At 60.6% G+C, this 21,882-nt stretch carries 22 protein-coding genes; 15 read left to right on the top strand and 7 right to left on the bottom strand.

The features are described from left to right. Window positions 1-46 precede the first annotated feature (46 nt). Window positions 47-931: an alpha/beta hydrolase gene (locus AC2YI2_RS09215; protein WP_487386168.1), complete on the bottom strand. Its 885-nt coding sequence runs from the start codon at window positions 929-931 to the stop codon at window positions 47-49. A 45-nt stretch (window positions 932-976) separates the two neighbouring features. On the opposite strand from AC2YI2_RS09215, the gene AC2YI2_RS09210 reads away from it, so the two are divergent. Genes AC2YI2_RS09210 through AC2YI2_RS09200 form a run of 3 tightly spaced genes read left to right on the top strand, consistent with a single transcriptional unit; the run spans window position 977 to window position 2,531 of the window. Next, complete coding sequence (locus AC2YI2_RS09210) at window positions 977-1,447, top strand: MarR family winged helix-turn-helix transcriptional regulator (protein WP_487386167.1); 471 nt, start codon at window positions 977-979, stop codon at window positions 1,445-1,447. 56 nt (window positions 1,448-1,503) lie between these two features. Then, the gene (locus AC2YI2_RS09205) at window positions 1,504-2,034 is read left to right on the top strand and encodes a YegJ family protein (RefSeq protein ID WP_487386166.1); all 531 of its coding nucleotides are present in this window, start codon (window positions 1,504-1,506) and stop codon (window positions 2,032-2,034) included. Next, on the top strand, window positions 2,028-2,531 hold the full coding sequence (locus AC2YI2_RS09200) for a hypothetical protein (RefSeq protein ID WP_487386165.1): 504 nt from the start codon (window positions 2,028-2,030) through the stop codon (window positions 2,529-2,531). The genes AC2YI2_RS09205 and AC2YI2_RS09200 overlap by 7 nt, the downstream gene beginning before the upstream one ends. 12 nt (window positions 2,532-2,543) lie before the next feature. Here the strand turns inward: AC2YI2_RS09200 and AC2YI2_RS09195 are convergent, their stop codons facing one another. Beyond that, on the bottom strand, window positions 2,544-2,918 hold the full coding sequence (locus AC2YI2_RS09195) for a gamma-butyrobetaine hydroxylase family protein (protein WP_487386164.1): 375 nt from the start codon (window positions 2,916-2,918) through the stop codon (window positions 2,544-2,546). A gap of 138 nt (window positions 2,919-3,056) precedes the next feature. On the opposite strand from AC2YI2_RS09195, the gene moaA reads away from it, so the two are divergent. From moaA to AC2YI2_RS09155, 8 genes are all read left to right on the top strand, one after another. Then, the gene (gene moaA, locus AC2YI2_RS09190; RefSeq protein WP_487386163.1) at window positions 3,057-4,094 is read left to right on the top strand and encodes a GTP 3',8-cyclase MoaA; all 1,038 of its coding nucleotides are present in this window, start codon (window positions 3,057-3,059) and stop codon (window positions 4,092-4,094) included. Further along, window positions 4,094-4,768, top strand: coding sequence for a DUF1176 domain-containing protein (locus tag AC2YI2_RS09185; protein ID WP_487386162.1), 675 nt, complete (start codon window positions 4,094-4,096; stop codon window positions 4,766-4,768). Before moaA ends, AC2YI2_RS09185 begins: the two co-directional genes overlap by 1 nt. Window positions 4,769-4,856: 88 nt before the next feature. Next, window positions 4,857-6,254, top strand: coding sequence for a sensor domain-containing diguanylate cyclase (locus AC2YI2_RS09180; RefSeq protein ID WP_487386161.1), 1,398 nt, complete (start codon window positions 4,857-4,859; stop codon window positions 6,252-6,254). Between the two features lie 130 nt (window positions 6,255-6,384). Continuing rightward, window positions 6,385-7,293: a DMT family transporter gene (locus AC2YI2_RS09175; protein WP_487386160.1), complete on the top strand. Its 909-nt coding sequence runs from the start codon at window positions 6,385-6,387 to the stop codon at window positions 7,291-7,293. Between the two features lie 5 nt (window positions 7,294-7,298). Then, complete coding sequence (mobA, locus tag AC2YI2_RS09170; protein WP_487386159.1) at window positions 7,299-7,937, top strand: molybdenum cofactor guanylyltransferase; 639 nt, start codon at window positions 7,299-7,301, stop codon at window positions 7,935-7,937. Between the two features lie 286 nt (window positions 7,938-8,223). After that, window positions 8,224-8,745, top strand: a complete 522-nt coding sequence (gene mobB, locus AC2YI2_RS09165) for a molybdopterin-guanine dinucleotide biosynthesis protein B (RefSeq protein ID WP_487386158.1) — start codon at window positions 8,224-8,226, stop codon at window positions 8,743-8,745. A 50-nt stretch (window positions 8,746-8,795) separates the two neighbouring features. After that, window positions 8,796-9,290 (top strand): hypothetical protein, encoded by a 495-nt coding sequence (locus tag AC2YI2_RS09160; protein WP_487386157.1) that lies wholly within the window; start codon window positions 8,796-8,798, stop codon window positions 9,288-9,290. A gap of 89 nt (window positions 9,291-9,379) precedes the next feature. Then, the gene (locus AC2YI2_RS09155; RefSeq protein WP_487386156.1) at window positions 9,380-9,766 is read left to right on the top strand and encodes an acyl-CoA thioesterase; all 387 of its coding nucleotides are present in this window, start codon (window positions 9,380-9,382) and stop codon (window positions 9,764-9,766) included. On the opposite strand, the gene AC2YI2_RS09150 is transcribed toward AC2YI2_RS09155, so the two are convergent. After that, on the bottom strand, window positions 9,744-10,577 hold the full coding sequence (locus AC2YI2_RS09150; RefSeq protein WP_487386155.1) for an RDD family protein: 834 nt from the start codon (window positions 10,575-10,577) through the stop codon (window positions 9,744-9,746). The two genes, AC2YI2_RS09155 and AC2YI2_RS09150, sit on opposite strands and share 23 nt — an antisense overlap. A gap of 67 nt (window positions 10,578-10,644) precedes the next feature. After that, on the bottom strand, window positions 10,645-12,333 hold the full coding sequence (locus AC2YI2_RS09145; RefSeq protein ID WP_487386154.1) for a putative bifunctional diguanylate cyclase/phosphodiesterase: 1,689 nt from the start codon (window positions 12,331-12,333) through the stop codon (window positions 10,645-10,647). 542 nt (window positions 12,334-12,875) lie between these two features. Between AC2YI2_RS09145 and AC2YI2_RS09140 the strand changes: the two genes are divergently transcribed. From AC2YI2_RS09140 to AC2YI2_RS09125, 4 genes are all read left to right on the top strand, one after another. Next, window positions 12,876-13,229: a DMT family protein gene (locus tag AC2YI2_RS09140; protein WP_487386153.1), complete on the top strand. Its 354-nt coding sequence runs from the start codon at window positions 12,876-12,878 to the stop codon at window positions 13,227-13,229. A gap of 72 nt (window positions 13,230-13,301) precedes the next feature. Beyond that, window positions 13,302-14,825, top strand: coding sequence for a DUF1800 domain-containing protein (locus AC2YI2_RS09135; RefSeq protein ID WP_487386152.1), 1,524 nt, complete (start codon window positions 13,302-13,304; stop codon window positions 14,823-14,825). A gap of 10 nt (window positions 14,826-14,835) precedes the next feature. After that, window positions 14,836-16,011 (top strand): DUF1501 domain-containing protein, encoded by a 1,176-nt coding sequence (locus AC2YI2_RS09130; RefSeq protein WP_487386353.1) that lies wholly within the window; start codon window positions 14,836-14,838, stop codon window positions 16,009-16,011. A gap of 181 nt (window positions 16,012-16,192) precedes the next feature. Further along, window positions 16,193-16,513: a PAAR domain-containing protein gene (locus AC2YI2_RS09125; protein WP_487386151.1), complete on the top strand. Its 321-nt coding sequence runs from the start codon at window positions 16,193-16,195 to the stop codon at window positions 16,511-16,513. A 13-nt stretch (window positions 16,514-16,526) separates the two neighbouring features. On the opposite strand, the gene AC2YI2_RS09120 is transcribed toward AC2YI2_RS09125, so the two are convergent. The 3 genes from AC2YI2_RS09120 to AC2YI2_RS09110 all read right to left on the bottom strand — a co-directional run bounded on the left by AC2YI2_RS09120 (window position 16,527) and on the right by AC2YI2_RS09110 (window position 21,707). Continuing rightward, entirely contained in the window at window positions 16,527-17,645 is a 1,119-nt protein-coding gene (locus AC2YI2_RS09120; protein WP_487386150.1) for a hypothetical protein, read from the bottom strand. Between the two features lie 223 nt (window positions 17,646-17,868). After that, a complete protein-coding gene (locus AC2YI2_RS09115; protein WP_487386149.1) occupies window positions 17,869-20,565 on the bottom strand; it encodes a YncE family protein in 2,697 nt (898 codons plus the stop codon). A gap of 194 nt (window positions 20,566-20,759) precedes the next feature. Further along, window positions 20,760-21,707 carry a DUF3137 domain-containing protein gene (locus tag AC2YI2_RS09110; protein ID WP_487386148.1) on the bottom strand — a complete coding sequence of 316 codons (948 nt, stop codon included), beginning with the start codon at window positions 21,705-21,707 and terminating at the stop codon, window positions 20,760-20,762. Between the last annotated feature and the right edge of the window lie 175 nt (window positions 21,708-21,882).

The following is a 21,882-nucleotide window of genomic DNA, read 5'->3' as shown; positions in this document are numbered from 1 at the left end:
GGCGAACTCCGTGACGAGACCCGCCTATACTCGCAAACCATGACAATTAAACGAGAAACTTCGTGATGGCATCGATCGTTTGTGGTGAATTGACGATGCGGCGATGCCCCAGGCCGTTCAGCCATTCGACCCGCACCTGCGGCCCCGCCTCGGCATAGAGCCGTGCCGCCCGGGCCGACACTTCCTTGTCATCCTCGGCATGCAGCACCAACACCGGAAGATCCGGCTTGCCGACAAGCATCCGCCCAGCCGAGAAGAATGCGATCGGCTGCCCGGCAATGCGCTGCACCTCTTCGTCCATCGCGCGACTGACCTTGCGCGTGAAACCCATATGGCCGGAGAATTGCGAGAAGACATGCTCGGCCGCGACGGGCGAGCCGATCAGCACCAACTTGTCCGGCGTCCGACGTCGCATCCAGTCTTCAGGACCAGCAGCCGACATGGCCGACACGAAGCCACCGAAGGAGTGACCGACCACGGCATCGAACGGCCCGAATTGCCGCCATGCCGCGTCGATCGCCTCGATCGCCAGCGGCACCGTCAGATAACGTCCGGTCGACCCACCATGACCCGGCAGGTCGAGGCCGACCACGGTCGCGCCGGTCTGCCGCAACCCCCGTATCAGCCCTTGCATATAGTCGATGCGCGAGCCCCAGCCGTGGACGACGAGGTGGATCTTGCCATTCGGCTCGCCAATCGGCGGAAAGCGATGTGCCGCGACCATGCCCGCATGGATCGGCAGCATCAAGCTCTCGGCCTCGCGCATCGATACGCGCGACATGGCAAGCAGCTTGCGCTGCTTGTCGTTCTTCGGCTCGGCGGGTCCGGTCGACGAGAACAACCTAAATGCGATGCGGCCGGCGAGCCGCATCGAGACGACACCGGTCAGATTGATCGCTTGCCCGGCGACCTTGTGCAGGTAAGATGACATGGTTATGCTCTTGTTAAGTTCAAGCATGAACAATAAAGTACAACTATGAACAAAAATCAAGTCCTGCCATGGGACCATCCACGATTTCGGACATGGATCGCCGTAGCCCGTGCCTGCCAGCTGATGCAGCTCACGCTTGCCCGCAACATGGCCCATCTCGAGATCAAGCCGCCGCATCTGGATATCATGATCAATCTCTACCGGCGCGAGGGAATTTCGCAGCAGGAACTGGCCCGCAAACTCCTCGTCGGCCGCTCCAACATGTCGATGCTTCTGCCGCAGCTCGAGAAGCGCGGCCTGATCGAACGGCGCGCCGACGCTCGCGACAAGCGTGTTCTCCGCCTGCACCTGACGGACGAAGGCAAGGCCGTCACCGAACAGGCGATGAAGATCCAGACCACCTTGATCGACACGGTCATGGCCACATCGAGCGAAGAGCGCTGCCTCATGGTCGCCGACCAGATGGAGAAGATCATCGAAGTGCTGCTGGCGGAGGATCGCGGCGACGCGGAATAAAACCCGCCAATCATCCGTCCCTTTTGTCAGGATTTGATGATTGCGAGGGCATTTTCGTGAATATACGTAAATTTTTTGGAATTTTTCTATCTGTCGCTTTGATTCTTGCGGCGTGCCTCACCGTCGCCCGCGCCGAAGAGCCGGCAAACCTCAAGTTCATCCCGCTCAATGATCCGGAGATGGCCGCTGCCGCAGCCAAGGCCCAGTCCAGCCTCGACGACTTCCTCGCCAAGTTCGACAGCCCGCCCGCGGGAACCGAACATTACAGCGTCAAGATTGGCATCGTCGATGATGGCAACGGCTTCGCGCTCACTGGGCTCAAGAGTGTCGAAAATGTCGAATACTTCTGGCTTGGCAGTCTACAGCGCAACAAGGACAGCTTCCGCGGCACCATCGCCAACCAGCCCGGCATTGCCAGGAATGTGCGCGAGGGCCAGGAGATCACATTCAGCAAGAGCGATATCTTTGACTGGATGTATATCGAGAACGGCAAGATGATCGGCAATGCGACGGCCTGCCCGATCCTGCTGCGCGGCCCGAGGAACGAACTCGAATGGTATCGCCAGAATTTCGGCTTCGAATGCTGATCGATCAAGCGCGGAAAATCGCGCTTGCAGCCCTGCTCATGGCACTGTCCGACATCGTCGCGATGGCCGCGCCTCCGCCGATGCTCAACGTGGCCCAGCTTCTCGACTTCTGCCGCTCCACCACCATGGCCGAAGCGGAAAGGAAGGGCGATGCCTTCGGCTGGCGGAGAGGCGGTGACGAGAAAAGCTGGCGCGAAGGCTTTCTCGATGCGAACGACGGCACGGTCGACGTCCTGGTCTGGCGGCGTAGCGAGAGTGAGGCGGACGGCATGCTTTCCTTCTGGATCGCGGTTGGCGAGAGCCGGCATAGGGCCTGCTCCTACGCCACTGGCGAGCCCGAGGGACTTCTTGATGGCCTTAGGCAGGCTTTCGGAACTCCCAGCGACGTTTTCAGCCATGATTTCGGTGAGGTCGTCACCTGGACACAGGGCCAGATGGAAGTCAGCTTTTCCCGCGTCAATTCGAGCGTCGGCGTCACCATCTCCCACGAGTTCTGACCCAGATCCCTGTCAGCGCGGCTTGGCACTCACATCCCGGCTCATGCCCTTCTCAGCCAATGCACGCTCGTAGTCCGCGAAAAGCTCGACGCCGCGTGTTCCGAGCTCGCGCAAATAGGGCCAGGTGAAGATCCCGGTATCATGGCCGTCGTCGAAACCTATCCGGATGGCATAGTTTCCCGTCGGCTGCACCGAGATGATCGCGACATTGCGCTTGCCGGGCACTGTCACCTCCTGCCCCGGCCCATGCCCCTTGACCTCGGCGGAGGGCGACAGGACCCTGAGCATCTCTGCCGACAGTTCATAGGCCGCGTCGTCGTTGAAGACGACCGTCAGCCTCTGCCGGTCCTTGGCAACCTTGATTTCAGTCGGCCAGAAATCGCTCATGTCCCTACCCTTTTTCCTCGCCCTAGACGGCCCCTGTCGCATCCGCAAGACAAATCTGCTTCAATCTCGGCTATCACGGCCCTATATAGGGGTTGACGGAAACACGCGGCCGGTCCGAAATACCGCTCGGGAGCAGTGATGAACATTTTCTCAGGCCATCTCAAAAGTTCCGGTGCCGCAGCGCCCATGATCGACCCCTTCGGTCGTATGGTGAGCTACCTGCGTGTCTCAGTGACCGACCGCTGCGATTTCCGCTGCACCTATTGCATGGCCGAGCACATGACCTTCCTGCCAAAGAAGGACCTGCTCACACTCGAGGAACTCGAACGCCTCTGTTCCGCCTTCATCGAGAAAGGCGTCCGCAAGATCCGCCTCACCGGCGGCGAACCTCTTGTGCGCCACAACATCATGTATCTTGTCCGCGCGCTGGGCCGTAAAGTCCAGCACGGCGAACTCGACGAATTGACGCTCACCACCAACGGCTCGCAACTGTCCCGCTACGCGGCTGAGCTTGCCGACAATGGCGTCAAGCGCATCAACGTGTCCGTCGACACGCTCGACCCGCAGAAATTCCGCGAAATCACCCGCATCGGCGATCTCTCCAAAGTGCTGTCAGGCATCGAAGTGGCGCAGAAGGCCGGCATTCACGTCAAACTCAATGCCGTGGCGCTCAAAGGCTTCAACGACCATGAAATTCCAGAGATCATGCGCTGGGCACACAGTCGCGGCATGGACATGACCGTCATCGAAACCATGCCGATGGGCGAGATCGACGAAGACCGGACCGACCAGTATCTGCCGCTCTCGGAACTGCGGAAAAACCTGGAAGAACAGTTCACGCTGACCGAGAACGACTATCGCACCGGCGGCCCCGCGCGCTATGTCACCGTCGAGGAGACCGGCGGCCGGCTGGGCTTCATCACGCCGCTCACCCACAATTTCTGCGAAAGCTGCAACCGCGTCCGCCTCACCTGCACCGGCACGCTCTATATGTGCCTCGGCCAGAACGACGCCGCCGAATTCCGCGACCTGATGCGTACGACCGATGACGATGCGGTGCTCAAGCACGCCATCGACGAAGCCATCAGCCGCAAGCCGAAGGGCCACGACTTCATTATCGACCGCGACCACAATCGGCCGGCCGTTGCCCGACATATGAGCCTGACGGGGGGCTGATGCGCCGCGCTCTCTTTCCGATCCTGGCGGGGCTGTTGCTGATCCCGGCATCGGTGCTGGCCGATGAGGTGACCGACGCCGCCGATATTCTCGCGGCACGCAAATTCGCTGAGCCCATCATGGGCAAGCAATGCGAGTTCAAATATGACGAGAAGGGCGTACCGGAGGGCGACAACAATGTCTTCCACCTGACCTTTCGCACCAAGGGGCAGGATCAGGACTCGCCGGACTACAAGCGCACGCTGGTCCAGCTTTCCTGCTATGCCGCCGCCTACAATTTCAGCGCGGTCTATCTTTTGCGCAATGACGACAAGGATGAGGGTGGCTGGGAGTTGCTGACCTTTGCCGAACCCACTGCCGACTATGACTATGCCGACGAATACTTTTCCAAGCTCAAAGCGCCCCCGAAAGTCACCGGCTATGTAACCAGCACACAGATGGTCAACAGCGAGTTCGATGACGCCTCGAAGACCATCACGGCAACGGCGAAATGGCGGGGCATCGGCGACAGCTGGTCCGCGGGTGAATGGCAGTTCGACCAAGGCACCTTCGTGCTCAGGCGATACGAGATCGATCCGACGCAGCAGGTGCCTGAAGGCCAGGAAGAGGATCCGAACCAGCCTGAGAGCTACGTCCTGTTCGGCGAGCAAAGGCCCGCAGAACCCGTGGAGTGAGTCGCCAGCCTTCACATATTATTCACCACTTGAATAAGCAAAATCTGAATTACCTTGCGTTAGGTTCCCGTTGTCAGGGGATCTTTGGATGAACTATCTTTCGGCCGATGCCAGCCAAGCCTTCATGCGCAGGGTCATATTGCCGCTCGCCGGGCTGGTGATTGGCCTTCTCCTTTCCGCGGTCGGCGGCATTATCTGGATCGCCGATTATCAGACCGACGTCGCCATTGCTCAGCAGACACGCCTCGTTACCCGCGCCTTCCACCTCTACGCGGAGCGGCTCGGCGTTAATGCCGCAGATTACGGCCATTGGGACGAGGCTGTCGCGGCAGTCGTCGATAAGCCCGACCGCGCATGGTTGATCGACAATATCGGCATCAGCCCCGAGAAAAACTTTGGCTCAGCGATGTCTTTTGCACTCGATCCCGATGGCAAGGCAGTCTATTCGCGCATCGGCGGCGTCGACGGCCAGGAAGATCCGGCACGCTTCTTCCCCCAGGGCTTCCGGGAGGCGCATGCGGAGTGGAAGAATCTACCGGCAGACAAGTTCTATTCCGGCGTCGTGCCCTACGGCAATTCGGCGGCAATCATTGCAATTGCGTCGGTCAAGTCCTGGGAAGATAAGACGCGCCCGCCGACGGGTTATTCACTTCTCTTCGTACAATTGGTGGATGGCTCGCTGCTTCAGTCGATCAGCCGGGACTATGAACTCGCAAATCTGCGGCTGACCCATTCCCACAAGGATGTCTCCGACACGCGCTCCACCTTCTCGATCAAGGATGGTCAGGGGCGCACGGTTTCGCAAATCGCCTGGGACCCCAACCGGCCGGGCGACAACCTGCTACAGATTGCGCTTCCCTTTATCGCCATTTTCTTGGGCGCGCTCACTGTCCTCGGTGCCTTCATCCTCCGCCACGCGATCATGTCGGCGCAGATCATCAGCGATCGAGAAAAGCGGGCGTTCCGCGACCCGCTGACCAATCTCGCCAATCGTGCGCTCTTCTTCGCCGATGTCGACAATGCGGTCCGCAAGATGCAGCCGGGCGATGCCGCAATCTCCGTCATGTATATCGACCTCGACGGTTTCAAGGCAGTCAATGACACGATGGGCCATGGAGCAGGCGACGTCCTGCTGCAGCAGGTCGCCGGCCGGCTGAAGACCTGTGTCCGCGATGGTGACAGGGTCGCCCGTCTAGGCGGCGACGAATTTGCCGTACTCCTCACCGCGCCGATCATCGCCGAGGATCTCAAAGTGATGGGCAAGCGCATCCTGGACGAAATCGCCGTGCCCTACCCGCTGCCGGCCGGACCAACTCTTATTTCCTGCTCGATCGGCATTGCCCACGGCACGGACCCTGAGGAAGCCGGTACCGACCTTATCGATCGGGCCGATAGGGCGCTCTATCACGCAAAGGCATCCGGCAAGAACTGCCTCTATGTCGACGGTGACGACACACAACACTCTGATGACCTCCGCGCCGCTTGATCCTCCAAACCTGGCCATACTCCGATCATCCCGCCATCTGCCATGAAGCGGAGGTTGCGTGGTCGGCAAATTAGACAGTTGTACAACAGATCAGCCTTGTCTATAGACCGGCTTCCCGGAGTCTTCCTGCATGGCGCTGAACAACAACCTCAAGGGCGCGCTGCTGATGTCGCTCGCCATGGCCAGCTTCAACTTCAACGACGCCATGATCAAGCTGGTGACCGGTGATCTCACAACTGGCCAGATCATGTTCGTCCGAGGCGTGATGACCTCGACCTTGATCCTTGCCGTTGCCTGGCGCATGGGGGCGCTCCGGCCGGTTTCCCTGCTGCTCGACCGATGGATCATCCTCAGGACGGCGGGCGAAATCGTCGGCGCCGTCACCTATGTGTATGCGCTGTCGATGATACCTCTGCCGAATGCCGCAGCAATCCTGCAGGCCCTGCCGCTCGCCGTCACCATGGGTGCCGCGCTGTTTCTTCACGAGCAGGTCGGCTGGCGTCGCTGGCTCGCGATCCTTGTCGGCTTCCTGGGGGTGATGGTCATCATCCGGCCCGGCGCGGAAGGCTTCTCCTCCGCCTCGCTCCTCGTCGTCGGCTCTGTTGTTGGCGCCGCAACCCGCGATCTTGCCACCAAGAAGATCAATCCCGCAGTCCCATCACTGATGATCTCGCTGATCGCGGCGATTTCGATCACGGTCGTTGGTGCCTTGATGATCGGCGCCACCGGCACCTGGAAGCCGGTTTCGACCAACCATTTCCTGATCATGGCCTTTGGTTCAGTCATGCTCTTCGCCGGCTATCAGACGATCATCATGGCGATGCGCACCGGCGAGATCTCCTTCATCGCGCCTTTCCGCTATACGAGCCTGCTCTGGGCCATCGCGCTCGGCATCCTGTTGATCGGCGAAATGCCCGATCGCTTCATGCTGATAGGCTCGGCCATCGTCGTTGCTGCCGGCCTCTATGCCTTCTACCGCGAAACGATCACCCAGCGCCGCAGGATGGCCGAAATCGAGAACAATCTGACGGTAAACTGAACGCCATGACCGATCCGGCCGCCATGTCCCGTTTCCCTGCTGTCATCCTCTCGGGCGGCAAATCCTCGCGCATGGGCGAGCCCAAAGCGCTCCTGCCTTTCGGCCCCGCCCGGTTGATCGACCACGTCGCCGGCCGCATCCGGCCACAGGCTGGCCCGATCGCGGTCAATACCAACGATCCGGCGATCACGCTGCCGGGAGCGCCGAGCTTCCCCGACCGCTTCGCCGGCTTCCACGGCCCCCTCGCAGGCATTCACGCTGCACTCGCCCAAGTCGCTGAGACTTACCCAACCGCAACGCATGTCTTCATCGTCCCGACCGACAGCCCGTTCTTTCCCAAAGATCTCGTCACCATCCTCGCCGAGTCTTTGACTGGCCCCAACGATATCGCCCTCGCCTCCTCTCTCGGCCGCATGCACCCCGTCCTCGGTCTCTGGCCGGTAGCTCTCACCGCGAAACTCGCCGCATGGCTTGAGGACCCGCCGACGCTAAAAGTGCGGGCGTTCCTCGACGGCCTTCCAGTCCGCGTCACCGAATTTCCCGTGATCGAGACCCCGCTTGGCCCACTCGATCCCTTCTCCAACATCAACACGCATAACGATCTTGATCGCGCACGAAAAATGCTGGAAGTTGTAGACAATTGAGGGATCGGGACGGAAGCAGCAGCGTCTTGCCATCCGGCGCGACCGGAATGGATAGGCTTTTCCGGCTGTGGCGACAGCCTCGTCTCTTTTCAGGAGGTAATGGAAATGCGGTTTCGACCCGTTTGCATTACGCTGGAACTGAAGAGAACCCGGACTGGATGGCAATTCACGTTCCGGGTTCAATTCGCCGTCTAGCAAACGAGGGTCGGGCGAAAGCCCGATCCTCACTCCTGAAAACTAACCCAAGTGCCGCCTCTTTTCAAGTTTCCCAACCGTCGGACTCAGCATGACCACTCCGAAAATCTTCGGCATCGCCGGCTGGAAGAATTCCGGCAAGACCGGCCTCGCCGTCCGCCTCGTGACCGAGCTCACCGCCCGTGGATACAGGATCTCGACCATCAAGCACGCCCACCACGACTTCGATATCGACAAGGTGGGTGCCGATTCCTGGCGTCATCGCGAAGCCGGCGCCCATGAGGTGACAATCGTGTCCGGCACCCGCTATGCCATCATGCACGAATTGCGCGGCGGACCCGAGCCGACGCTCGAGGAGGTTCTGGCCCGGCTTGCTCCCTGCGATATCGTCCTGATCGAGGGCTACAAACGCGAACCGGTGCCGAAAATCGAAGCCCGGCGCCTTGAATCCGCAAACCGCACGCCGCTCGCTCCCACAGACCCTCACATCCGCGCCATTGCCGCCGATCATGCGGTTGAAGACCAAAACCTCCCCGTCTTTGACCTGGACGATACACTGGCAGTCGCCGACTTCATCCTCGCAACGCTGGACCTGCCCGAGCGCCGCGCATAGTCTCAGCCTGTCGAACGTCTAGGTATAAGAATTAACACTCGGAGGCTTCCATGCGACTTGTCTCGACACTTTTCCTCTGCCTACTCGGCACCGCAGCCCTTGCGGCGGAATGTGATCGCTGGGAGGCTGCCATACAGGAGGAGGAGGTAGGGCCGGTCATGACTGCCAGTATCTGTGCCGAGTCGACCGAAGGCACGCCGGAAACCCGGCATTATTTCCTCATCCAGTGTGCGGGCCAGGGCAGTCTCTGGATGCGCTATCTGCCTTTCGCAGAACACAACTACCCGCCTGGCGGCGACCAGGGATTCAACACGGACATCAAATTCTCGCTCGGCCCGGATGCTTTCACCGAACCAGCCCGCTACGAGGATATGGACGGCGCCATGGCCATGGACACGACGGTCGATGCCCCCCTGCTCAGCGCCATGAAGCGAGAGAAGCAACTCATCATTTCTGAACGCAATGACAAGGTTCCGGGTGTCACCGTCACGCTGAACGGCGCGCGCGAGGCCTTGGACAAGCTCATCAAGGCCTGCGGCAAGTAGTTGGCGCGAATACAGCGCCTTGAGCCCTTCGTCTTTCCAAGTGCCGCATGGCATCCTAAGGATCGAAGCAGCACCAGAGGGAGAAGCGGATGACGGAGACGACCAAGCCCAACGGCGAACTGACGCTGCGCACGCTCGCCATGCCGGCTGATGCCAATGCTGCGGGCGACATTTTCGGTGGCTGGGTCATGGCGCAGATGGATCTGTCGGCCGGCATCCGCGCTGCGGAAATCGCCCACGGACGCGTCGTCACGGTTGCAGTCAAGGAAATGGTCTTCCAGATGCCGGTCAAGATCGGCGACACGCTCTGCATCTATACGAGCCTTGAGCGTATCGGCCGCTCATCCATCACACTCATCATTGAGGCATGGGCGCAACGCTATCTGACGCCGGTGATGGAAAAGGTTACCGCCGCGACCTTCGTCATGGTCGCGCTTGACAAGGAAGGTCGCCCTACGACCGTCGGCGCGCGGTAGCAGCCGGTAAGTCGGACCGAACCACCTTCGTTCCGGCGAGGGCGTCATACCAGGTCCTGTCGCGCCACCGGACGAACGGGCCAAACCACCAGACGATGGTTCCCGCGCACCAGGCGAAAAGCATGAGCATCCAGGGCGACGTCAGGAATGTGCCGTCACGCATGGCGACGATTGACACTTCCGAATTGGTCAGTACGTCAGGCGGTGCCACAGCCACCCAGACCGCAATCACCCCGAAGCTCACGATCGGCATGAGCTTCAGCACCTCTCGGCGAAACGCATGGCCCCAATCAAGCGTACCCCCGGCCGTGGTCTTTATCCTTAGGCTCAGGGCTGCCTTTCCGGGCGTCCGCCATCCATTCGCCGCGAGGACGATGAAGAACAGCACGATGGCAAAGGGGCCGAAATTCGGAGCATATTCAGTCGGCAAAGCGTTGCCGTCCTTGTCGATCGAGTAGCCGACTTCCTTGGTGTAAGTCGTCTCCCCATTTAGTATTGCACGCGTGGTGAAGGACCAACTCTGGTCAGCCCCGGTCCCCTCGCTGCAGATGATGTTCTCACGCTGCCAACCCGCCGGCAGGGGCCACAGACTCTCGATGCGCAGGACTTGTGGATGGTCGTTCGGTGCCGGGCTGCATTGTGATTGGGAGTTGGCGAGGGAATCTCCAAGCGACGTCCCGGCCACGCCGTCAACTGCGGCAAAGACAAGTGAAACGACGAGTTGGGCGACGAGCACATCAAGTAGAAATGCGAATGCCCTGCGCCAGAAATAGCGCGGCTCGCGATCGCCCACCATGTCCGTGCTCGTCATGTGCCACAACTCCGATCCGTCTCAGGCATCTCATGCAGCAACGGGATCGGTCAAGGCCGGCGCCCGGTCAGGCGACCGCCCGGGTGCGCGCGGCATGACGCTTGAGCCATTCCATGGCGTCGGCTGGCGCCATCGCCTTGCCGAACAGCCAGCCTTGCGCAGTGCGGCAGCCGAGAAGACGCAGCGTCTCGGCATCCGCAGCCGTCTCCACACCTTCGAGCACCAGTTCCATGTCGAGCGCGCGCCCGACACTGACCAATGCGGCCACCAATGCCTGGCTGTGCACATTATTGGAAATGTCGGTCACGAAATGGCGATCGATCTTCAGCCGATCGATCTTGAGACTGATCAGATGAGCGAGCGAAGAATGACCCATGCCGAAATCATCGACGGCGATGCCAAAGCCTGCTTTGCGAAGACCGGCAAGAGTGCGCTCGACTTTCTTCGGGTCGAGAATGGCATCCTCTGTGATCTCGACCTCGATACGAGCCGGATCGACCTGGTGGCGCGCGGCGATGCCTGTCAGCAGCCGAACCGGATCGTAAGCGCCGAATTCCGCGGGAGACATGTTGATCGACACTTTCGCGTCGACATGACCGTCGGCATCGAGCATGCGCGAGAAGCGACAGGCGCGATCGATGACATAGCCTGTCAGCAGTTCAGACAATTGAAGCTTGGCGGCGGCGCGAATGATGTCCGGCGGCGCAATGGCGCCGATCTCCGGATGCCACCAGCGCACCAGCGCCTCGAAGCCGGTGACCGTGTCGCGCAGCATGTCGACCTGCGGCTGGAAATGCACGTCCAGCCCGCCATTGTCGATGGCAGTGGCGAGATCGCGATCGAGTGCACGCTCATAGTCGAGACGGTCCTTGAGGGCCGCGTCGAAGAAGCGGATCTGCCGGCGGCCCTCCAGCTTCGCCCGATAGAGCGCGAGATCGGCACAGGCATAGAGGTCATCGCCGTTTTCGGCGTGGCGCGGCGCGAAGGCAACCCCAATCGAAGCGCCTGGCACGATATCGTGCCCGCCGAAGGTGATCGGTTGGGAAATCCGCTTCATGATGTCGAGAACCGTGGCGTTGACACGCGCTTCCAGATCCGCGCCCGAAAGCACCAGCGCAAACTCATCGCCACCAAGGCGAACGGCGAGATCATTGGCGGCACAGACCGACGCCAGTCGGCTGGCAACAGCTTTGAGCAGTGCGTCGCCGGCGCTATGTCCACGCGTATCGTTGACGGTCTTAAATTTGTCGAGGTCGATCAACAGCAGCGCCACATCGGTCTGCCCGCGGCGGCAGCGGTCGAAGAGCTGTTCCATGCGACGATTGAAGACGGATCGATTGGCGAGTCCGGTCAATGCGTCGCTGCTGGCGAGATGTTCGAGCCGCTGGCTCGATCGGCTGATCTCGCCATTCGCAACCGCCAGCGATTGGGCAAGTTGGGACGTCCGCATCGCCACATTCTGGCTCTGGACGAAGGAACTCTCGCTGCGCATGCTCGCCCGGAACAGCATTAGCGTCAGCAGCGTCACATTGGCGGCGAGGAAATAGGAGATGATATTGCCTTGCGCGACCATCATCGCGACGGTCGAAAGCATCAGCGGCGCGCCGAAGGCCACGGCCACGCGCCAGTAGGCCAGGCTCTGAATGATAGCGCCTGTGGTCACGCCAGCCATCACGAAGACGATATAGCCGAGAACGCTGCCGTCCCCTGGCACCGCGAAATAGAGCGGCACCGGCGTCCAGGAAAGTCCGCTCATGAAAGACGTGACCGTCAAGACGTGAAGGACCTGCACCGGTCTTGCGGAATGGCCGCCAACTGCTGAAATGTAAAAGAAAACGGCAAAACGAATGATACTAAGGGCTGAAACGAACGCGAGCCAAACAAAGACCGTCCAAGTTCCACCCGAATGCCAGATGAGCCAGGCAGTCGTCGCCGCTAAAAAGATATTTGCGGCCAGCGTAAGCGAAATGTTACCGAGTATGCTCACTGCTTGTGCGGTGCGCAATCGTCGGAAATGGTCGTTTTCGTCGGCCGTACCGGTCTGCGAATCCATGTGCCGAGCCCTGCCCCAAGAGTTCTGCAATCTCCAGATTGAGCAGTAGCCGGGGGATCGATAATCAAAGCTGAAGGGGCTACCCTGATTTTGCACCTGTCATTTTCCAGATGCAACTTCTGGCACTGACTTGTTAGTGCAAAACGCTCAAGGATTGGTATCGGCCCAGTGGGTGGGGCAACCGGCTTGACGATACCGATGGCTTAGCCCAATCGTCGGGCCATTCTTCCAGATTCGAGACTCCCATGTTCCCCATCGCAAAGCTCCTGCCCCTCGCTCCGATTTTCATGCTGGTGCTCTCCAATGTCTTCATGACATTCGCCTGGTACGGTCACCTCAAGCACAAGGGAACGGCGCTTTTTATTGCTATCCTGCTGAGCTGGGGCATCGCCTTCTTCGAATATTGCCTGGCCGTGCCGGCCAACCGCATGGGCAGCGCTTACTATTCCACCGCACAGCTCAAGACGATCCAGGAGGTCGTCACGCTCGCCGTCTTCGCGCTGTTTTCGATCTTCTGGCTCAAGGAAGCGATCACGATCAATCATCTCATCGGTTTTGCCTTGATTGCAGTCGGCGCATCCTTCATCTTCCGTTCATAAGCCCGCTGATAACCCGAACGGTGCCGGTGTCGTTGGTATGGTATCCGGCTACTGAGCTTCGAGGAGCAGCCGATGTCCCTGTCCAGGCCCGCGATGAGTGCCATTCGCTTCGGCTATGGCATCAAGCCGGGAGAACCAGTGCCCGATGGTCCGGAAGCCCTGCTCGCCCAGATCGATGCTGGATTGGCGGAAAGCCCGCGCTTCCCCGAAGAAGGGATCGATGGGCGCTGGCAGACGATAGCAGATTTCTACCTCAAGAGCTCGGAGCTTCCCTTCAAGAAGACAGAACGGCGCGAGGCCGTGCGGCCCATACGCAAGGAAGTGTTCCACGCCAATGGCCGAGACCAGCACGCGCGCGTCGCCCAGGCGGTCTTCTCGCCTCATGGCTTCTACGAACGTCTCGCGACCTTCTGGACCGATCATTTTGCCGTGAGCGCTCGCAAGAAGCGGCCGATGTATCTCTACACCTCGCTCTTCGAAGCCGAGGTGATCCGCCGGCGGCTCGCCGGTCCTTTCTCCGAACTGCTGCGTGCTGCGACGACGCATCCGGCGATGCTCATCTATCTCGACCAGGTGAAGTCGGCGGGCCCGAACTCCAAACGCGGCGAAGACGGAGAAAAGGGCCTCAACGAGAATCTCGGCCGCGAACTGCTCGAACTTCACACCGTCGGCGTCGGCAGCGGTTATACGCAAGACGATGTTCGCGCCGTTGCACTGGCGCTGACAGGCCTCAATGTCGACCGTGACAACGGCCACACCGAGTTCCGGTCCAGGACCGCCGAGCCGGGCCCGATCGCGGTGCCGTTCCTCGGAAAATCCTTTGGCGACAAACGTCGCACCATCGAGGACGTGTACGCCCTCCTCGATGACCTCGCTCGGCAAGCGGCAACGGCGCAGCACATCTGCCGCAAGCTCGCGATACATTTCATCGCAGACGACCCTCCCATGCCGCTGGTCAAAGCCATGGTCGAGGCCTGGACGACGTCGAACGGCAATCTGATGGACGTCTATGGCGCCATGCTCCATCATCCCGCGGCATGGGCCGAGCCGGGAAGGAAGGCACGCCAGCCCTTTGACTATGTCGTCACCGGCCTGCGCGCGGCGGGTCTTCCGGAGGGCGAGTTTGCCCAGCCAGTCCGCCCCACGGCCAACAACATGGACGGCGACGACATGATGGCGATCACGCCCGAAATGGCCGAGCGGCGCAAGAAGCGCGCCGCGAAACGCATGGCGATGGGCGACCAGGCTGAAATGCGCGAGGAGCGCCGCGAGCGCGAAAAACTGCGGCCGCTCGCCAATCCTCTGACCGTCGGGGCGATCAAGAAGCTCGGCCAACCCGTCTGGGAGCCAGCCAGCCCTGAGGGCACGGAAGAAGAGTTCAACGCCTGGATTTCCTCGACCCAGTTGACGGGCCGTATCGAATGGGCGCAGAGCATCGCAGCCAAGGTCGGCAGCCGCGCCGAACCGCTGGCGCTTGCCAAGGTCGTCTTGCGTGACGCTGCGCGAGACGACACGCTGATGGTCGTATCACAGGCCCCGAGCCGGCAGGCCGGCCTGTCGCTGCTTCTTGCCTCACCCGAATTCAACCGGCGCTGAAAGAGACATGATGGGCCCCATGATCCTGAGCCGCCGCTCCTTTCTCGCCTCGGCGTGCTGCGCCGCCGCCTCTCCGCTGTTCACGCCCGTCACCTTCGCCGCCCTTCCCGGCGAGCGGCGTTTCGTGACTATCGTGCTCCGCGGTGCGCTCGACAGCCTGTTCCTGCTACAACCCTATGCTGACCCGCTGCTCAGGCAATATCGTCCCGAATTGACGCTTGATCCCGGCTCCGGCCTGATCGACCTCGACGGCCAGTTCGGCTTGCATGGCGAGGCGACCGATCTTCTGCCGCTGTGGAAAAGCGGGGATCTCGGATTCATCAATGCGGTCTCCACACCCTATCGCGACCAGCGCAGCCATTTCGACGGCCAGGACATCCTCGAAAGCGGCGGCTCTTCCGCTGCCGACGAGAATACCGGCTGGCTCAACCGGGCGCTGGCCTCGATCCCGCGTTCGGAGAACCGCAAGGCCATCGATGTCAACACATCGGCCGAGCTGATCCTGAGCGGCCCCAATCCCGTCGATACCTGGTCCACCCAATCCGATCTCGCGATGGAGCCGGACGAGCTGACGTTCTTCCAGCGCCTCTATGGCAATGACCCGTTCTTCTCCCAAGCTTTTGCCGAAGCGATGAACACGGACAAGGATTCGGACGACATCTTCGGAACCGGCAAACGCAGCGCCGATGCTGCCGGCATCGCCCGACTTACGGCCGGCATGCTCAAAGGCGACTATCGCCTCGCAAGCTTCTCGATCGGCGGCTGGGATACCCATGTCGGTCAGGCCAACATCTTCCGTAAGCCGCTGCGCGCTCTCGTCGCCGCGCTGACGACCCTGAAGGCCGAACTCGGCCCCGATGTGTGGAGCAAGACTGCAGTTCTTGCCTTGACCGAATTCGGCCGCACCGCGCGCCAGAACGGCTCGAAAGGCACCGACCACGGCACCGGCGGGCTCGCCATCATCGCCGGCGGCGCTATCCGCGGCGGCAAGGTCTATGGCCAATGGCCCGGTCTCAAGGAAGACCAGCTCTTCGAAGGACGCGACCTGATGCCGACAGCCGACGTGCGCGAGGTGGCTGCAGCCCTGCTGCATAGCCAGTTCGACATTTCCGACGGCGACCTCACCTCGAAAGTCTTTCCCGGCCTCTCTTTCGACCTGCGCAAGCAGGCCTATCTCAAGGGGTAAAGAGAATGTTTCGCGGAATCCATCCGTTCGAGGGGCCCTCCCAAGCCCCGCTCAAGCGGCTTAGTGCTATTTTTTTGGGCTGTCGGACGTTCGATCTTTTTTCTGAAACGTCATTCTCACAATGGGACGAAGCGGTTGCGCAGCAAGCCGGGGGTTTAGAAGAGTGCCGGGGAGACTCGTTATGAAAAGAAGCACGGCAGTCCTGTTTTTTCTGTTGGTTCCCGGCATCGCGTTGAGCCAGGATATTCCGGGCTGCGCTGTAACCGGCAGCAAGACGATGATGATCGGCGGCAAGCCGGCGCTCAGGCTTTCCGACGTCGTGATGTGCCCGCCCGACAGCTACGAGATCATCAGCTCGGTCATGATCGATGGCCAGCCCATGGTTCATTTCAAGCCCGTGCATTTCGGCAAGACCCGCTGTGCGGTCATGGGCGACGACACCGTCGTGGCAGAGAACAAGGTTGCGACGCCCCAGGGCTCGATCCATTGCTCGACCAATTGAAGGTGTCCGGCCCTCACTTTGAGGGCTGATCTGCCGGCTTTTCCGTCTTCTGGTCCTGCGTTTCAGTATCCTTCGGCTTCGCCGCGTCATCGCCGGGAGGCGCATCGTCGCTCTCGTCCCCGCCGACATAGAAGAAGCATCCGTAATAGGCCGGCGGGACCTTCTCTGCCGTACAGTCGGCGATCAGGCTGAGCTCGCCCGGCTCCTCATATTGCATATATGGCGCAATGAGATAGCGCGACTCGCCGTCGGGCGAGTTGCCGAACCGGTCCACCTGCCCTTCCATTTCCGGACTTGCTGCAAGGATCGCATTCTTGAGCGTATCGCCGACAATGAAATTGTCCGGCAGCTGGTCGAACGGCCCGTCGAGATAGTTGTTAATCGACGTATTGAGCTGGCTGACACCGACCAGGATTTTTCGCTTCGCATAGCGATCACTGTAGAAGGCAAAGCCCGTCCGTATGCCGTTGGTGATCCGATCCACGTTCTCGATCGTGTTGAACTGGTCCGGTACCGGCACGGTTTCGTCGAGAACGAACAGGAACGTCTTGGCTTGCTGGTGAAACAGCAGGAAAAACCGCATGCCGGATTCATCGAAGACCGGCCCGATATAGGTCTCTCCCTTGAGGACAAGGCCCGGCGGCGGCCGGTGATCCGAGAGATCATTGAGCTGGAATTGAACCTTCCTGCCCTTGTATTCGAGATCGTACGCGAGCTTTCCCGACGGCGTCAGGTTGATGCCGTCCTTCTTGGCAAGGTCGACGCTGTAGCCGGACTCGTCGCGTTGCCAGTCGGTGAATTCCTTGAAGTAGTTGAAATGAATGACGCCCTGGTCCCGATCCGCAATGTCGAAGCGGATATTGCCGGCGTACCGGATGCCACGATAATGGAAGGAGAAGTAATAATAGCCTTCCGTCGGATAGACCTTCACCGAGCTTGGCAGGCTGTCAAAGACGACACCAAACACGGCTGTCGGATTGTCGATCGCAAATTCCGGTTCTCTTCGCGTCTCCTCAATGTAGCTCTCATTCAGATAGACCGTCGTCTTGTCGGAGGTTTGCGACTGGGCAGGCGGGCCGGAGAGAAAAATGCCCATGAGGGCGCCGATCACGGTACCGGTGCTGATCTTCATTCTCTTGCCTTTGACAGGTTGAATTTCGGATGGGGAACGTCGGCATATGGCTGACCGGCACCATATCATTCAGGTTCCCGGGCGCACAGCGCCATCGCCCGCGTTTTCCGAGAAGCCACGGTTGCCTTCCAAGCTTCACCAGCGACCCATCGGGCCGCTGGTCTGGTTCTCCAGTCACATCCGGCAACAACGCCCAGCATGCGACCGCATCCCGCAGGGCGGCTCAGCCGCCCTGCATCTGGCTCAAACGCCGTCCGTGACGCCGTTGGTTATGATTGTTGAAGTTCTGGCGGTTCTGCCGGAACTGCTGGCGTTGCCGAAGATGCCGGTTGCCCTGGTCAACCCGCTGCCGCCGGTGAATCCGAAGGTTGTCCCGGTTGGTATGGCGATTGACATGTGTCCTGTTCCGGGTGATGCCACGGCTCTCCCATCGCGAATGCCGGTTCACATGCGCCTTCTTGCGGTTGACCTGCCGGCTGTCCCAACCGGAATGCCGGTTGATATGTTTCTTTTTGATCTTGCCTCGGTTCACCCACGGATCGCGACGCGGCTTCTTGTGGCCCTCGATCTTGCGGCTTTCCCAGCGTGAATGGATGTTGACATGTTTCTTGCGGCTTGGGCCTCGCAGATGTTCGGGCCTTTGACGGCTCGGCCATCTCAGATGTTGCGGCTTGTTCCATGACCGCCTGGTGTTGTGCCAGGAGCGCTTGATCGTATGCCAGGATCCCTCGCGCCGATGCCAGGAACGTTTTTCGCTGTGCCACGAACCTTGCCGCCAGTGCCAGGAGCGCTTCTCGCGGTGCCATGAGCCGTCCCGCCAGTGCCACGACCGCTTTTCACGGTGCCAGGAACCATCCCGCCAATGCCAGGACCGTTGATATTTGTGCCACGAGCCCTTCCGGTAGTGCCACGACTGCCGCACCTTGTGGCTGTTCGAGGCCCATTTGTTGTGGCTCGCATTGAGGGTATGCACCGGCCAGTCCTCCGGCGGCTCGGCGACCGGCGGTGTGTCGACCGTGACCACGTCGCCTTCGGGTGGCACATCGATCGCCGGCAGCGGATCCGCGGCCTTGCAGACCTGGTAGATCGCCACGTCGCCGATTGTCGTGGCGTCGTTGCGTGACAGTTCCTCCGTCGAGGGCTTGCCCTCGTCATCCATATTGATGTCGGTGTCGATCATGTAGGAGCGGAAGAGCGCACTCTGCTCGGCAGCGGCGGTCTGCACGCCGTCTTCCAGGGGCACGAAGCCATCGGCCGGCGAACCCTGCAGTCCATGCACTTCGCTCTGGTCGGTGCCGACGCCCTTGGTCGTGTCGTTGCACGGACCCTTGGGCGAGCAGAGGCCGTCGCCCGTCACCCAGACCGACTGCGACGGCGTCGACATGTCTGCCACGCCGTTGGCATCCATCTTGTAGCCGAAGTCGACGCCCCCCGCCGCATTGGCGAACATGAAGGGCTCGCCTTCATTGCTGTTGCGGTCGTGGAAACCGACGTCATAGCGCCCCTTCGGCCGCCAGATGTCGTCCTGTCCGAGTTCGTAGCGCACGACGCGGGACTCGTAAGGCCGCGCGAACGCTTCGACCTCGTCGAGACCGAGATTGCGCATGCTGCCGCGTTCCGCCACCAGCATCACATTCTGCGTCGTGCATTCCGGGAAGGTGATATCCGCCACCGGATTGCTGTTGCCGGCCTTGTCGCCCAGGTTGGGCATGGCGGGGAAAAAGCCCGGCATGAAGAATTCGCGCCGCACGCTCGCCGTGTCGAACAGGCCCTCGCCGGTGATCGCCACCGACCAGACCGCATTGCGCCGGTCGTCGCCTGCCTTTGCCCAGTCCGGATTGCCGAAAGCATCCGAGCCCCAGACCGAATAATAGAGGCGCACGGCGCCCGCATCATCCGTCCGAACCTTGAGGCCCCAGACCCGGCGCCGGAAGTCCGCAAGGTTCCAACACGAAGGATCGGCAGTGAACTTCGCGCCGCATTCCTCGATACGAGCCTTCGACTTCGGGTCGAACGCGACCGGATCGAGCTGCTGTTGCTGCTGTGTCCAGACATCGAGGAACGAGGCGCGGCCGTCATTGCCGTGGTCGAACGTGCCGAGATCCTCGCCGGATCCTGCATCGATGCTGTGGATCATGCCGGTCTCCAGATCGGAGACGAAGAGCCGGTCATGCACCTTGTCATAGGCGATATTGCCGAGCGAGGCGCCGCTGTTCTGCCGCCCCTCGAGCACCACATCGGCAAATTTTTCCGGTTTGTAGCCGTTCGCCGGATCGAGCTTGTAGATCGTGCCCGGCCCGCCGTCGGTGCCCCACATGCCGGCCATCCAGTCATCGTTCAGCCGGTGCAGGCCATAGGCCGCCGTCGCCGAGACGAAGATCGTCGGTGCGTCATTGTCCGGCCTCTGCGCGATCGCAACGCCGAACACCTGGCCGACATCCGCTGCCGTCACGAACATGCGCTGCGGCTCGTCGATCCAATGTTGTCCTATCGGCGGACTGGACGGATTCCTGACATCGATGACACTGACCGAGATACCGGTCGTATCGATCACCTTGACCGTATCGCCCTTGGCATTGGTGCCGTCGATCGTGTGCGGAAAGCGGGTGACCACTGCCTCGCCCGGCTCGAGTGGCTGGACGTCCTCACTGTCTTCGGCCGCCACGGCCGGCTCCTGTGAGTCATCCGCCGGTGCTTCGACCGTCGAGTCCGGCAAATCATCCGTCGGCGGCTTTTTCGGGTCCGAAAGCTCCTCCTCGGATTGGGCGAGCGCGACGGGAGGGTCGAACCAACCGCCGCCGCCAAGAGGAATTGCGGCAAAGGCCAGTCCCGCCAGTGCCGCCAGAAGTAGAGACCGTCTTGAATGCAGAAAAAACAGGGATGCCCCCCTGTCCAGGGAAGGCGATTCCAGAACACGCATGGCAACCTCCCATTAGATAGACCTAATGATATGCCCCCCGGATGTGTCCCGCAACCGAAGAAAAAACGTAAATTGCTTGAAGGACATGTACAACGTGCAGAATGTTCACCGCACAGCCGGACAACCACCAGCAAATCTTCGTCGATCGCGGACTTTCGGGTCCGCGCGCAACATTCGGGATCTCGACGCCGCGTTCAGTCCGCAGGTGTCAACGATCTGCCGACCACATGCGCTATGGCGAGCGCCATCACCAGTTCATGTACCAGCGGCTTCACATGCCGCTGATAGACCACATTATCCTCCATGCCGGGCAGCGAAAAGTAATTGTGCGACGAGGGCAGCAGCAAAAAGCCGTGCTCTTCCGAAAGCGCGATCCGCACGTCGCCGCCATGCCATTCATTGCCGAGCCAGGTCAGCACCGACGTCAGCGGACCGGCGATGACCGGCCGGGCCGCTGCGCGGTTGTCCGTGTAGAACTGGTGGCTCTCGTCGAGTTGGCGGTTGCCCGATGAGATTTCAGTGCTCGGGCCGATACGCCAGAGATCCTTCATCGTCTGCTCCCACCACCCACCGCGTTTGGCGACGACGAGGGTTCCAGGAAACGGATCGGCGAGCCTGAAGTGAAAGATCAGCCCGCGAAACACGATCGACTTGTTCTTGTTTCCAACAGTGAGGGTCGCTTCAAGTAGGGCAAAATCCATACCCTCGTGCCGGCCAATGATCAGGTCGTCGGTCTCGGCATCCTGATAGTTTACGAGCTTGAGTTTGGAAATGTGTTGGAGAAAGCCCGGCTTCGCGTCCTTCTGATAGGTGACGTTCTCGATGAAGCTGAACAGCTTGGGAAACAGCCGCCCGCGCAAGACAGCCTGATGCTTCTTCATCGGTGACCACATGAATTGCCATAGGAAATAGCCGCCGATGACCAATCCGCCGGCGACGTAGAAGAGGCCCTTTGTCTCCATGTCGAGCTGTAGGCAATAGAAGAAGATGAGCGCGCCAAAGGCGCTATAGATCCCCACCGCCACGAAGGCCCAGGTCATGCAGCTTTGATAGATCGCCGGCCTTGCCTTGTTATAGGCATCGATCTGCGCCTCGATCTCGGCCAGCGCGGCCTCGCCCGGCATATACAGGTCTGGATCCATCAACGTCTGCACGGCGTCTCCTACCGGTGTGTGACTTGACAGTCTGCTTATGACTGCAACGCTGGAACGACATCAATTATTCTACCGTGGCCCTCACCGAGGCTCCGGCACGCGACAAAACCAATCTCCAGCCGTGAACAGTCTGTCGGTTTGCGCGGCTGATCGCAGGCGGTTT

It is taken from the genome of Rhizobium sp. SRI_017 (assembly GCF_057586295.1).
This window is presented reverse-complemented; position numbering and strand designations above follow the sequence as displayed.